Origin of the sequence: Paracoccus sanguinis (genome assembly GCF_012689545.1) — a bacterium.
GTDB classification, from domain to species: domain Bacteria; phylum Pseudomonadota; class Alphaproteobacteria; order Rhodobacterales; family Rhodobacteraceae; genus Paracoccus; species Paracoccus panacisoli.
Map to the genome: position 1 here is coordinate 1,497,052 of NZ_CP051542.1, position 12,348 is coordinate 1,509,399.

Annotated in this window: 11 protein-coding genes and 1 pseudogene; 4 read left to right on the top strand and 8 right to left on the bottom strand. The window is 72.9% G+C overall.

The features are described from left to right. The first annotated feature begins 113 nt into the window (after positions 1 to 113). Complete coding sequence (locus HGN31_RS07110; protein ID WP_168782769.1) at positions 114 to 803, top strand: outer membrane protein; 690 nt, start codon at positions 114 to 116, stop codon at positions 801 to 803. A gap of 60 nt (positions 804 to 863) precedes the next feature. Here the strand turns inward: HGN31_RS07110 and pdeM are convergent, their stop codons facing one another. The 5 genes and pseudogenes from pdeM to HGN31_RS07135 all read right to left on the bottom strand — a co-directional run bounded on the left by pdeM (position 864) and on the right by HGN31_RS07135 (position 7,356). Beyond that, positions 864 to 1,526: a ligase-associated DNA damage response endonuclease PdeM gene (gene pdeM / locus HGN31_RS07115; protein WP_168782770.1), complete on the bottom strand. Its 663-nt coding sequence runs from the start codon at positions 1,524 to 1,526 to the stop codon at positions 864 to 866. Between the two features lie 9 nt (positions 1,527 to 1,535). Continuing rightward, on the bottom strand, positions 1,536 to 4,058 hold the full coding sequence (locus tag HGN31_RS07120; protein WP_168782771.1) for a ligase-associated DNA damage response DEXH box helicase: 2,523 nt from the start codon (positions 4,056 to 4,058) through the stop codon (positions 1,536 to 1,538). 236 nt (positions 4,059 to 4,294) lie between these two features. Further along, positions 4,295 to 5,839, bottom strand: a pseudogene (locus HGN31_RS07125) (cisplatin damage response ATP-dependent DNA ligase); the annotation flags it as partial. Continuing rightward, on the bottom strand, positions 5,836 to 6,831 hold the full coding sequence (locus HGN31_RS07130) for a ligase-associated DNA damage response exonuclease (protein ID WP_168783850.1): 996 nt from the start codon (positions 6,829 to 6,831) through the stop codon (positions 5,836 to 5,838). The gene HGN31_RS07130 and the pseudogene HGN31_RS07125, both read right to left, overlap by 4 nt. Before the next feature lie 36 nt (positions 6,832 to 6,867). Continuing rightward, positions 6,868 to 7,356: an Lrp/AsnC family transcriptional regulator gene (locus HGN31_RS07135; protein WP_168782773.1), complete on the bottom strand. Its 489-nt coding sequence runs from the start codon at positions 7,354 to 7,356 to the stop codon at positions 6,868 to 6,870. A 74-nt stretch (positions 7,357 to 7,430) separates the two neighbouring features. Between HGN31_RS07135 and HGN31_RS07140 the strand changes: the two genes are divergently transcribed. Both HGN31_RS07140 and HGN31_RS07145 read left to right on the top strand, forming a co-directional pair. Next, on the top strand, positions 7,431 to 8,828 hold the full coding sequence (locus HGN31_RS07140; RefSeq protein ID WP_168782774.1) for an aminotransferase class V-fold PLP-dependent enzyme: 1,398 nt from the start codon (positions 7,431 to 7,433) through the stop codon (positions 8,826 to 8,828). Positions 8,829 to 8,930: 102 nt separating this feature from the next. Continuing rightward, positions 8,931 to 9,290, top strand: a complete 360-nt coding sequence (locus HGN31_RS07145) for a hypothetical protein (RefSeq protein WP_168782775.1) — start codon at positions 8,931 to 8,933, stop codon at positions 9,288 to 9,290. On the opposite strand, the gene HGN31_RS07150 is transcribed toward HGN31_RS07145, so the two are convergent. Next, on the bottom strand, positions 9,287 to 10,000 hold the full coding sequence (locus tag HGN31_RS07150) for a helix-turn-helix transcriptional regulator (RefSeq protein ID WP_168782776.1): 714 nt from the start codon (positions 9,998 to 10,000) through the stop codon (positions 9,287 to 9,289). The two genes, HGN31_RS07145 and HGN31_RS07150, sit on opposite strands and share 4 nt — an antisense overlap. A 116-nt stretch (positions 10,001 to 10,116) precedes the next feature. Between HGN31_RS07150 and HGN31_RS07155 the strand changes: the two genes are divergently transcribed. Then, positions 10,117 to 10,704: a glutathione S-transferase family protein gene (locus HGN31_RS07155; RefSeq protein ID WP_168782777.1), complete on the top strand. Its 588-nt coding sequence runs from the start codon at positions 10,117 to 10,119 to the stop codon at positions 10,702 to 10,704. Here HGN31_RS07155 and HGN31_RS07160 read toward each other — a convergent pair. Then, on the bottom strand, positions 10,665 to 11,576 hold the full coding sequence (locus HGN31_RS07160; RefSeq protein WP_036733335.1) for a DMT family transporter: 912 nt from the start codon (positions 11,574 to 11,576) through the stop codon (positions 10,665 to 10,667). The two genes, HGN31_RS07155 and HGN31_RS07160, sit on opposite strands and share 40 nt — an antisense overlap. Then, on the bottom strand, positions 11,567 to 12,205 hold the full coding sequence (gene mobA / locus HGN31_RS07165; protein WP_211096352.1) for a molybdenum cofactor guanylyltransferase MobA: 639 nt from the start codon (positions 12,203 to 12,205) through the stop codon (positions 11,567 to 11,569). Before mobA ends, HGN31_RS07160 begins: the two co-directional genes overlap by 10 nt. Positions 12,206 to 12,348: the final 143 nt, after the last annotated feature.

Sequence of the window (12,348 nt, forward strand, 5' to 3'; positions counted from 1 at the left end):
AAGTTCGTGTCCCGCGCCGTCGCTCCCTTCAGAATCGGGGGGATGTATGGCATGGGGTGTTTACGACCATCGCAGCGATCCCGGATCTCTGCTGTCAGTTTCAGGAGTCGACCATGCGCCACGCCCTTCCCCTCGTCACCGGGTTTGCCCTTCTCGCCACCGGCGCCGCGCAGGCGGGCGGTTTCGCCGCCCCCGTGGTCGAAGTCGAGCCGATCGTCGCCGTCACCCCGGCCCCCGCGCCGGCGTGGCAGGGCGGCTACGCCGGCGTGGCGCTCGGGTATGCCTTCAACGGCGACGACCGGATCGGCCGCCGCGGCGCCGGGCTTGACGATTCGATCGGCACCGCCGAGCTGTCGGGTGTGAACCTGTCGCTGCGCGCCGGCTATCGCTGGCAGCGCGACAACTGGGTGGTGGGGCCGGAACTGTCGTACACCGCCGGCGACATCAAGGACGGCTTCGACTTCGGCGCCGGCGGCTCGTTCGAGTCCAAGGTGAACAACCTCTTCGCGGTCAAGCTGAAGACCGGCTACCTCGCGCGTCCCGACACGCTGGTCTACGGCATCGCCGGGTGGCAGACGGGTGACTTCACCTACAACTACAACGGCGCCGACATCGACTATGACGCCGACGGCTATGTGCTGGGCCTTGGGGCGGAAAAGATGATCACCGACCGGATCTCGGTCACCGGAGAGTACGAGTACTCGAACTTCGGCAAGACCACGGTGGACCTGGGCGGCGGCGTCATCTCGAAGGCGACGCCCGAGCACTCGAACGTCAAGCTGGGCCTGAACTTCAAGTTCTGAGTTCGCCCGCATTGCACAAAGGGCCGTCGGCGTAAGCCGGCGGCCCTTTCGCATGAACCGTCAGTCGCTCATCCGGCGCGGCAGCGGCACCGGCAGGGCGCGGTGGACGCAGGCCACGGCGAAGCCCTCGGCCACCCAGGCGCGCAGCGCCGGGTCGGCGGCATCGAGGCCGCCGGTGTAGGCGCCGAACGCCGGCAGGATCATGTGATCCGCCCCGACCAGCAGCGCCCGGCGGCGCGCGCCGGCCAGCCGCAGGACCGGGTGGAAATGCCCGGCGATGTCCGGGCCCTCGCCTTCGGGCTGGTGGCGCAGCACCGCCCCGCCCAGCACCGCCTCGGACGCGCAGCGACCGGGCAGCCTGCCCGCGGCCGGGCGCGGGTCGTGGTTGCCTGCGATCCACAGATAGTCGCGCCCCGCGGCCAGCGCCGCGATCCCCGCCCTAACCTCGGGCTCGAGCCCCTCGACTGCCGCATCGTCGTCGAACCCGTCGCCCAGGCTGACCACGCAGGCGGGGTCGAGCGCCGCGACCTCCTCGGCGAGACGCCGCAGGGTCTCGCGCCCCTCATAGGGCGGCAGCAGCGCGCCGCCGCGGCGGGCCATCCGCTCGGATTTGCCGAGGTGCAGGTCGGCCACGATGAGCCAGCGGCCCTCGGGCCACCACAGCGCGCCGGAGCAGCGCGCCTCGAGTACCAGCCCGTGCCAGCGGAAAGTGAACCCGGTCACGGCCTGCCCTCAGTGCGCCCGCGGCACCGTGGCCGGGCGCGGACCGCGCCGGGGCCGGCGCGGCGCCTCCGGGTCGCGCGACTTCAGCCCGGTCGCGGGGCGGTTCACCCCGTCGCCGATCCCGGCCATCCTTGCCGCCTCGGCCGGGTCGGCCGACAGCGTCAGCCCCGCATCTGCCATCATCGCCTCTGCCTCTGCCTCGGCCAGCCGCATCCGGCCCTGCCCGTCGATCCTGACCCGCCCCATCTCGAGCATGAGCGGCGCGGCCAGCGGCGATACCCGGTCGAGCATCCGGTGGTCAAGCCGGGGCGAGCGGTCCAGCATCTCCTCGATCCGGCCGAAGTCCACGAGGCCGCGGCCGGCCTCGATGGCGGTGATCCGCAAGAGCAGGTGGTCGGGGTCGTGGCGGCGCAGCGTGTCATACAGGATGTCGCTGGAAAACGTCGCCTGCTTGCCCGAGCGCCGCCCGCCCGGCAGGTTGCGCTGGATCAGCCCGGCGACGATGGCCACGTTGCGGAAGGTGCGCTTCATCACCGCATTGCCGCCGAGCCAGTCGCCCAACCCCTCGCGCAGCGCGGCGCGGTCGAGCAGCGTTTCGGTCTCGGTCACCGGGTCCACCGACCAGATCAGCAGCGCATAATCGGTGGCGAGGAACCCGAGCGGGCCCAGCCCCGCCAGCTCCATCGTCCGGGTCATCAACAGCCCCAGCGTCTGCAGCGCGTTGCGCCCGGCAAAGCCGTAGAGCGCGAAGTGCCAGCGCCCGTCATAGCGGAAGCTTTCGGACAGAAGCGTGCCGGGCTGCGGCAGCGCCGACTGCTCGGCCTGGAGCGCGAGCCAGTCGCGGGTGTCGGGGGGCAGCGCCGACCAGCGGGCGGGGTCGCCGATCAGCGCCAGCACCCGGTGGCTCAGTTCGGTCGAGGTCGCCAGCTTCAGCCCGTTGAAGGTGGCGATGCGGGGCTCCTTGTGGGGGTTCGGCGTGACCTCGATGCTGAGCTCGCGCAACCCCTCGTAACGCACCGTCTGGCCGCCGATGAGGAAGGTGTCGCCGGGGACGAGGGTGGCGGCAAACCCCTCCTCGATCTCGCCCAACAGGCCCTTGCCGCGCTGCCAGCGGACCTTGAGCGTCTCGGGGTCGATGATCGTGCCGATGTTCATCCGCAGGTCGCGGGCGGCGCGGGGATCGCGCAGGCCCCACAGCCCGCCGCGCTGCACCAGCCGCTGCCAGCGGTCATAGGCGCGCAGGGCATAGCCGCCGGTCGCGCAGAAGTTCAGGCAGTCGTCGAACTCGGCGCGGGTCAGCGTGGCGTAGGGGCCGGCGCCCGCGACCTCGGCATAAAGCGCGTCGGCGTCGAAGGGCGCGGCGCAGGCGGTCAGCAGGATGTGCTGGCAGAGCACATCGAGCGGCCCCGGCCCGCGCGGATCGCCGTCCAGATCGCGCGCCCGCACGGCCTCGAGCGCGGCGATGCACTCGATCACCTCGAAGCGGTTGGCGGGCACGATGCGGGCGACCGAGGGGGCGTTGTAGCGGTGGTTGGCGCGCCCGATCCGCTGCACCAGCCGCTTGACGTTCTTCGGCGCGCCGACCTGGATCACCAGATCGACGCCGCCCCAGTCGATCCCGAGATCGAGGCTGCCCGTCGCCACCACGGCGCGCAGCGCGCCGGCGGCCATCGCCGCCTCGACCTTCTGGCGGGCCTCGCGCGAGAGGCTGCCGTGGTGCAGGCCGATCGGCAGGTTGTCCTCGTTGGCGGCCCAGAGCTGCTGGAAATACAGTTCGGCCTGCGCGCGGGTGTTGATGAAGACGATGGTGGTGTTCGCCCCCCGGATCGCGGCCAGCACCTCGGGCACCGCGTAATGGCCGTTGCCGCCGGCCCAGGGGGCGGGGCGGGCGGTGGGCAGCATGGCGATGTCGGGGTCGGGGCCGGGGTCGGCGTGGATCACCGTCGCCCCGCCCATGAAGCGGGCGAGCGCGGCGGGGTCCTCGACCGTGGCGCTGAGGCCCGTGGCGCGCAGGCCCGGGGACAGCGTCCTGAGCCGTGCGAGGCCCAGCATCAGCTGGTCGCCGCGCTTCGATTCGGCCAGCGCGTGCAGCTCGTCCAGCACCACCCGGCGGACGCTGCCGAAGATCTTCGGCGCCTCGGGGTAGCTCAGCATCAGCGCCAGGCTTTCGGGCGTGGTCAGCAGGATCTGCGGCGGGTCGGTGCGCTGCCGGGCGCGGGCGGCGGACTTGGTGTCGCCGGTCCGGTCCTCGACCCGGATCGGCAGGCCGAGGTCGGCCACCGGCCGCGCGAGGTTGCGCCCGATGTCGGCAGTCAGCGCCTTGAGCGGCGAGACATAGAGTGTGTGCAGCCCCGTATGCCCGCCGGCGAGTTCCACCAGCGATGGCAAAAACCCGGCGAGCGTCTTGCCGCCCCCGGTCGGCGCGACCAGCAGGCTGTCGCCGGTCGCCTCGAGCAGCGCGAGCTGGTGTGGGTGCGGCGCCCATCCCTGGCGCGCGAACCAGTCTGCAAAGGCGGGGGGCAGGCTGGTCACGCCGCGCCCTCGTCACCCGCCGGACCGGAGGCTTTGCGCCCCCGGACCCCCGCAGGATATTTGTCGTCAGGAGAACTTGGGGCGTCCGGGCCCCCCGCGGACCGTTCCGCACCGTCGTTCTGGCCCAAGTCCGACACGTCCGCCCCTCCGGGCGGCTGGGATTCGTCGCGGCGCTTCTTGCGGCCGTGGCGGGTGCCGGCGCGGGCGGTCTCGGCGTCGAAGGCATTGGGCGTGTCGATCATCGCGGCCAGCGTCTCGAGCCGGTCGGCCTCGGCCGCGGGCTTGTCCCAGCGGATCCGGCTGATGCGGGGAAAGCGCATCGCCACGCCGGACTTGTGCCGCGCCGAGCTGTTCACCCCCTCGAACGCGACCTCGAGCACCAGCTTCGGCGCCACCGCCCGCACCGGGCCGAAGCGCTCGGTGGTGTGGTTGCGCACGAAGCGGTCGAGCTCGCGCAGCTCCTCGTCGGTGAAGCCGAAATAGGCCTTGCCGACCGGCACCAGCATCTCGCCGTCCCAGAGCCCGAAGGTGAAGTCCGAGTAGAACCCCGAGCGCTTGCCGTGCCCGCGCTGCGCATACATCAGCACCGCGTCCACCACCCGCGGGTCGCGCTTCCACTTGAACCACGGCCCGCGCGGGCGGCCGCCGACATAGACCGAATCGCGGCGCTTGATCATCACGCCCTCGATCACCGCGTCGGGCGGATCGGCCCTGAGCGCGGCGAGGTCGTCCCAGGTCTCGAAGGGCAAGAGCCCCGACAGGTCGATCCGGTCCGAGCCGAAGTCGGCCGCTTCCAGCACCGCGCGGCGCTCGGTGAAGGACAGGCCGCGCAGGTCGCGGCCCTGCCAGATCAGCGCGTCATAGATCCGCAGCCCCGCCGGGTGGCTGGCCAGCATCGCCCGGCCGACCCCCTTGCGGTTCAGCCGCTGCTGCAGGTCGTTGAAGCTTGCCACCGCGCCGTCGCGGCGCACCACCAGCTCGCCGTCCAGCGCGCCATCATAGTTCATCGCCGCGATCACGTCGGGGAAGGCGGCCGAGATGTCCTCGCCGGTCCTCGAATAGAGCCGCCGCACGCCGCCGTCGCTGACCGCCTGCACGCGGATGCCGTCCCACTTCCACTCGGCCGCGTGCTCGGCCGGGTCGAGCGCGCGCAGCTCGTCAAGGTCGGTCGGGGTGGACAGCATCACCGGGCGGAACGGCGCCAGCGCCGCCTGTTCGGGGCGCGGGCCGCCCTCGATCCAGGCGAACAGCTCGGTGAAGGGCGGGGTCAGGCCGTGCCACAGCTCCTCGATCTCTGCGAGCCCCGGCCCGCCCATCTGCGCCAGCGCCGTCCGCGCCAGCCGGCCCGACAGCCCGATCCGCAGGTTCCCGGTGGCGAGCTTGAGGAACGCGAGCCGCTCCGACGCGCCCAGCCGGTCGAGCACCCCGGCGATGGCCGCGGGCAGCCCCGCCTTGCCCGTGGTTTCGAGCAACCGCACCGCGTCGGTGACGCTGAGCGTGGCGCCGCCCTCGCCCTCCCATAGCAGCGCGATGGTCTCGGCGAGGTCGCCGACGAAGTCGTAGCTGAGCGCGAAGAGCTCGTCGTCGAAGCGCTCGACGGCCAGCCCGCGCAAGAGCGAGGGGGTGACGGTCCGCAGCTTCAGGTCGCCGGTCAGCGCAGCGAAGGCGTAGCCGCGGTCGGGGTCCGGGGTGCGTTCGAGGTAATGCTGCAGAAGTTGCAGCTTGGCGTTGCGCGAGGGCGTGAACGCCAGCCGCTCGAGCAGGTCGGCGAACCCCTTCATTCGGCCTCGTCCTCGTAACCCACCAGCCGCAGCGGCCGGGCGCGCATCTGGTTCAGCGCGCACCAGCGCAGCACCCCCTCTTCGGCGCCGTGGGTAACCCAGACCTCTTCGGGGCGCAGCTCCTGCAGCGTCTGGGTGAGTTGCGGCCAGTCCACGTGGTCGCTGATGACCAGCGGCAGCTCGACCCCGCGCTGGCGGGCGCGGGCGCGCACCGTCATCCAGCCCGAGGCGAAGCCGATCACCGGGTCGCGGAAGCGCTGCACCCAAGGCGAGGCGAACGCCGAGGGCGGGGCGATCACCACCTGCCCCTCGATGTCCTTCGGCGTGGTGGCCGGGCGCAGGTCGCCCAGCGCGATGCCCTGCGCCACGTGATACTCGGTCAGCCGTTGGGCCGCGCCGTGCAGGTGGATGGGGGCGTCGTAGCCCTCGGCCCTGAGCAGCGCGATGACCCGCTGCGCCTTGCCGAGGGCATAGGCGCCGATCAGGTGCTTGCGGTCGGGAAACTCGGCCATGCTGGCGAGCAGGCGGCGCGTCTCGGCCGCGGGGTCGGGGTGGCGGAAGACCGGCAAGCCAAAGGTCGCCTCGGTCACGAAGATGTCGCAGGCGACCGGCTCCCACGGGGCGCAGACGGGGTTCGGGGTGCGGCAATAGTCGCCCGAGACGACGATCACCGGCCCGTCCGCACAGGCGAGGCGGATCTGCGCCGAGCCGAGGATGTGGCCGGCGGGATGGAAGCTCACCTCGACGCCGCCGAGCCGCAGCGGGCCGTCCGCGACCTGCCGCCGGGCGGTGAAGTCCTCGCCATAGCGGATCGCCATGATGTCGAGCGTCTGCGCGGTGGCGAGCACCGCCCCGTGCCCCGACCGGGCGTGGTCGCCATGGCCGTGGGTGATCAGCGCCCGCGGCACCGGGCGCACCGGGTCGATGAAGAAATCGCCCAGCGGGCAGTAAAGCCCGGCATCGGTGGGATAAAGGCAGTCGTCGGCGCGCAGCATCCCGCCCAACGCCGGTGCGGCGGCTTGGTTCACCTATCGTTCACCCGCCCGGCGGGTCGGCAGCGGGCGGTCGGCGAAGATCGTCTCCATGCTGAACATCCCGGTCACGCGCTCGAGGTCGAGCCCCTCGATCAGCGCCTTGTAGACCCGGTCATAGCCCGCCATCGAGCCGGTCGAGACCTGCGCGAGATAGTCCCACTCGCCGCCGATGCGGTGAAGGGCGGTGATCTCGGGGATCGCCTCGGCGCGGCGGCGGATGCGGTCGGCCCAGCGGTCGTCGTGGTGGCGGGTGCGGATCAGGACGAACACCGTCAGCCCCAGCCCGACTGCGGGGGCGTCGATCACCGCCCGGCTGCCGCGCAGGACCCCCGCCGCGCGCAACTGCCCGATCCGCCGCCAGCAGGCGTTCTGCGACAGCCCCAGCCGCTCGGCGAGTTCCCGCTGCGAGAGGCTCGCGTCGGCCTGAAGCTCGGCGAGGATGCGGTGGTCGGTTTCGTCGAGACGGGGCGTTGAGGCGATCATATGACAACCAAACAGGTCTTTGGGCTGTGCGAATGATGATGATCTATCGCGCCGCATGGGTCAAACTGGATCGCATGACCCAGCCTGATCTCTTCTCCCGCTTCCGCGCCGCGCTCGGCTCCGACCCGGCCCCTGCCCTTCACGCCGGGCTGATCGGCCACGGCATCCCGGTGGATGGCCCGTTCGGCCCGCACCCGCTGGTCTATGCCGATTACGTCGCCTCGGGCCGCGCGCTGCGGCAGGTGGAAAGCTTTGTCATGGACGAGATCCTGCCGTGGTACGCGAACAGCCACACCGAGGCCTCGGCCTGCGGGGCGGCCATGACCCGCGCCCGCCGGGCCGCGCGGGCCGAGATCCTGCGTTGCTGCCACGGCGACGACGCCCACGCGGTGATCTTTGCCGGGTCGGGTGCCACGGCGGGGATCAACCGGCTGGTGCATCTGATGGGCGTCGGGCCGGGGACGACGGCGATCCTCGGGCCCTACGAGCATCACTCGAACATCCTGCCGTGGCGCGAATCGGGCGCCACGGTGGTCGAGCTGCCCGAGGCCGCGTGCGGCGGCCCCTGCCCGGACGCGCTGGCGGCGGCGCTGGTGCCCGACGCGGTGGTGGCGCTGTCGGCCTGTTCCAACGTCACCGGCATCACCTGCGACGTGGCGGCGCTGACCGCGCAGGTCCACGCGGCGGGCGCGCGGGTGGTCTGGGACTACGCCGGTGGCGCCCCCTATCTGCCCATCGACCTGAGCCTGGGGATGGAGGCGGTGGTCGCCTCGCCCCACAAGTTCGTCGGCGGGCCGGGCGCCTCGGGCGTGCTGATCGTCCGCCGCGACGCGGTGCGCGCGGACCGACCGAGCAGCCCCGGCGGCGGCACGGTGCGCTTCGTCTCGCCGCACGGCCACGACTATGCCGCGGGCGTCGAGGCGCGCGAGGAGGCCGGGACCCCCAACGTCATCGGCGACATCCGCGCGGCGCTGGCCTTTGCGGTCAAGGACGCGGTCGGGCAGGCGGCGATCGACGCGGCGCACGCGCGCTGGTGGGCGATGGCGCGGGCCCGGCTGGCCCGCGACCCGCGGATCGAGCTCCTGGGCAATCTCGACTGCCCGCGGGTGCCTATCCTGTCCTTCCGGATCCGCGACGGGCAGGGCGGCCATGTCCACCAGCAGCTCGCCACACGGATGCTGAGCGACCTGCACGGGGTGCAGGCGCGCGGCGGCTGCGCCTGCGCGGGGCCCTATGTCCACCGGCTGCTCGGGCTGGATCGCGATGCGTCGGACCGGTTGCGGGCCGCGATCCTCGCGGGGCACGAGGTCGAGAAGCCCGGCTTCGTGCGGCTCAACCTCTGCTGGCTCGCGCCTGAGGCCGAGGTCCGCTTCATCCTCGACGCCATCGCCGACGTGGCGGCCCGCGCCCCCGGCCTCGCCCCGCGCTACGCCTGCGACGAGAGCCGGGCGATCTTCTCGCCCGCTGCCTGAGGGGCCCGGTCGCGGGTCTTGCGCGAATCGGCGGGCCGCCCCACTCTTCACGGAAACGTGAGGCCGCGGCCCCTGCCCGGTGCGCCACCTTGAAGGTGACCGATGCCCCGCTTTTCCCTCTGTCTCGCGCTGGCGCTCGCCCTCGCCACCCCGGCCACCGCCCAGGTGACCGAAGAGGACGTGTGCGAGGTCGCGGGCGACCTGATGCACATCGCCGTCACCCAGCGCGAGGGCGGCGCCACCCAGCGCCAGGCCGCCCGCTACATCGCCGCCGGCATCGGCGAGGCGGCGAGGAACCAGTCCGGCAGCCGCGCCGACCGCCAGCACGTCGCCAACCTGCTGGGCGGGATGGCCACGACGCTGCTGCGGATCGCCTATTCGCTCGACCTCGACCCGCGCATCGACAATGCGCAGGTGGCCGCCCGCACCGTCTATGCGATGTGCCTGCGGGACGAGCTCTAGGCCCCCGCCCCCTCGGCGCGCCGCTCACACATCCGCTGGGCCACGTAGTCGCGCAGCAGCGCCACCCGGCGCGGGCGAAAGCTGGTGCCGCCCGGGGACAGGCGCTCGATCCGCGGGATATGGAAGATGCGGAAATCCATCCGCAGCCGGCAATGCGCCAGCAGCATGAGCGAGCGGTCGGCGTGGCTGATCCCCAGCGGCCAGACCTCGCGCTCGGTCACCGCGTCGGTCAGATCGCGGTAGCGGATCACGAGGCTCGTCTCGTCCCAGCACGCCTGCCGGATCGCGCCGAGGTCGAGGTGCGGCGGCACGAGCTCGGTCGGCGCCGGGGTCCAGACGCGGGCCACCGCGTGCAGCGCCATCTGCGCCTGCCGCTCGGGCAGGGTGGCGATGATCCGCGCCAGCGCATCCTCGCCCGCCCGCGTCAGCGCCGGGTCGCCCAGCCGGGGCAGCTGCGCCACCGCCAGCCGCAGCGCCTCGATCTCGAGCCGGTCGAAGCTCTGCGGCGGCAAGGCCGGGTCCTCGGTCAGGCGATAGCCCACCCCCGCCGCACCGTCGATCAGCGCCCCGCCGGCGCGCAGGCTGGCGATGTCGCGGTAAAGCTGGCGCAGCGAGACGCCGGTTTCCGCGGCCAGCCGCTGCGCGGTGACCGGCGCCGGCAGGCGGCGCAGCGCGTCCATCAGGCGCATCAGGCGGTCCGAGCGGGCCATGCCGCGACCTTCGGTGAGCGGACGGCGCCGCGCAAGCCGCCCGCCCGGCGGGCTGCTGCCCGATCCTGTCAGCAGCCCCGTGCGATGACGGGGCGAACCAACCTCAAGAGGCCCCGATGCTCACCCTCTACCACGCCCCGAACTCGCGCTCGACCTCGGTCGTGCAGCTCCTCCACGAACTCGGCATCACCGACCAAGTGACGGTGCGCGAGGTCACCATCCCGCGCCAGGACGGCACCGGCGGCCGTGATCCGGCCAATCCCCACCCCGAGGGCAAGGTGCCCTATCTGACCGACGGCAACGACCATGTGCGCGAACGCGGGGCGATCATCCTCTATCTCGCCGACCGCTTCCCGGCCGAGGGGATCGGCCGCCCGATCGGCGACCCGCAGCGCGGCGCGTTGCTGTCGTGGCTCTTCTGGTATCAGGGCGTGTTCGAGCCGCTGGCGATCCTGCACTGGGCCGGCATCGACCACCCGGCGATCGCCGCCAGCCTGCGCGACTTCGACACCGCGATCCGGCGGCTTGATGAGGTTCTCAGCCGCCAGCCCTATCTGCTGGGCGCCGGCTTCAGCGCCGCCGACCTGCTCTGCGCGGCGCCGTTCGCGTGGTTCGGCGACCGGCTGCCCGCGACCCCGGCGATCCGCGACTGGGCGGCGCGCTGTCAGGACCGCCCGTCGGTCCGCGCGGTGGGCGAGCGCTGAGCGGCGGGCGTCACCCGCGCCAGCTGCACCATCAGGATGCCGGCCGCGACGATGAGCGAGCCGATCACGTCCGACCAGCCGAAGCGCTCGCCCAGCGCGAGCGCCGCGATCGTGACCCCCAGCGGCGGCGACAGGAAATGGAACGCCGCCGCCCGCACCGCCCCGATCCGGGTGACCAGCCGAAACCAGATGAAGGTGGCGAGAATCCCGGGAATGAAGATCGAGAACGCCAGCGCCCCCACCAGCCGCGGCGTCCACCGCACCGGCTCGCCCCATTCGAGCAGCAACGAGGGAAGGGCCAGCGCCACCGCGCCGACCGCCATCTGCCAGCCGACGATGGCCATCAAGTTCGACCCGCCGCCGGTGCCGCGCACGACCAGCGTGGCGACGGTCAGCGCCACCACCGCCACAAGGCACATGGCGACCCCCACGAGGTCGAGCCCGTGGCGCAGCCGCACGCTCATGATGACGACGACGCCCGTCACCCCCAGCAGCAGGCCGAGGGCCGCCTGCGGGCGCAGCGGCTCGCGCCCCGCGGCCCAGCCGAAGAACGCCACCAGCAGCGGCATCATCGAGGCGATGATCGCGGCGGCGGACGCCTCGACCCGCTGCATCGCCATCCAGTTCAGCCCGAGGTAGAGGGCGTTCTGGCAGAGGCCGAAGATCACCACCGTCCGCGCCTCGTCCCGCGTCAGCCGCAGCGACTGGCCCATCGCCCGGGCGAGCCCGAGCGCGATCACCGCCGAGATGGCGAAGCGTACCACCAGCGCGAAGAGCGGCGGCATCTCGACCACGACGATCCGCGTCGCGGTGAAGGCCGAGGCCCAGATCGCCGCGAAGGCGAGGCCCATGAGGACGGACTTCAGGTCCATGCGGTCTCCTCACCCACGGCGAGGCGGCGGCGGGCCTCGGCCAGGTCCTCGGGGGTGTTGATGTTGAAGAAGGGGTCCGCGCCCGCAAAGGCGACGCGGGCGGCGCCGAGCGCCTCCATCACGCTGCGCATCCGCCGCTCGCCCTGCATCAGCGCGTCGCGCAGGGGCGCGCGCAGGGAGGTGTCCCAGGCGGCGAAGGCGGGGTGGTCGCGCCCGTCGTGGGTGGCGAGCGCCACGGCCGCCGGATCGGCGGCGAGCCGGGCGGCGAGGTCGAGGGGAAAGAACGGCGTGTCCCCGGCCGCGGTGACGACCCGGGCGTGCCCTTCGGCCGCCGCCCAGTCGAGCGCGGCGAGGACGCCGGCCAGCGGCCCGGGAAAGTCGGGCAGCGAATCGGGAAGGATCGGCAGGCCGAAGGCTGCGAGGCGCGCGGGGTCTCCGTTCGCGCTGATCGCCTGCGCGCAGCCCAGCCGGGCGAGGACATGGGCGAGAATTGGCCGCCCGCCGAGATCGAGCAGCGGCTTGTCGCCACCCCCCATCCGCTGCGCGCGCCCCCCCGCCAGCACGACGCCGACCGGCGCGCCCCGGTCGGGCGCGGCGTCAGGCTGGGCAGGGGTAGAGGTCGGTTGCATGGGCGGCACCATGCGTTGAGCCCAAGGCCGCCGCAAGCGCCCCGCCCTCGGCGCCCCCCTCCGGTAGGCGCCCCGCGCTCGCCCGCCGGTTGCGCGCCGCCGCGACGGATCACCTGCGGCGGTCGGCTGCGGCAATGCTGTCC

Coding starts and splice junctions, on each gene's coding strand:
- HGN31_RS07140 (WP_168782774.1), top strand. CDS start 7,431: ATGACCCAGCCTGATCTCTTCTCCCGCTTCCGCGCCGCGCTCGGCTCC.
- HGN31_RS07150 (WP_168782776.1), bottom strand. CDS start 10,000: ATGGCCCGCTCGGACCGCCTGATGCGCCTGATGGACGCGCTGCGCCGC.
- HGN31_RS07110 (WP_168782769.1), top strand. CDS start 114: ATGCGCCACGCCCTTCCCCTCGTCACCGGGTTTGCCCTTCTCGCCACC.
- mobA (WP_211096352.1), bottom strand. CDS start 12,205: ATGCAACCGACCTCTACCCCTGCCCAGCCTGACGCCGCGCCCGACCGG.
- HGN31_RS07145 (WP_168782775.1), top strand. CDS start 8,931: ATGCCCCGCTTTTCCCTCTGTCTCGCGCTGGCGCTCGCCCTCGCCACC.
- HGN31_RS07135 (WP_168782773.1), bottom strand. CDS start 7,356: ATGATCGCCTCAACGCCCCGTCTCGACGAAACCGACCACCGCATCCTC.
- HGN31_RS07155 (WP_168782777.1), top strand. CDS start 10,117: ATGCTCACCCTCTACCACGCCCCGAACTCGCGCTCGACCTCGGTCGTG.
- HGN31_RS07160 (WP_036733335.1), bottom strand. CDS start 11,576: ATGGACCTGAAGTCCGTCCTCATGGGCCTCGCCTTCGCGGCGATCTGG.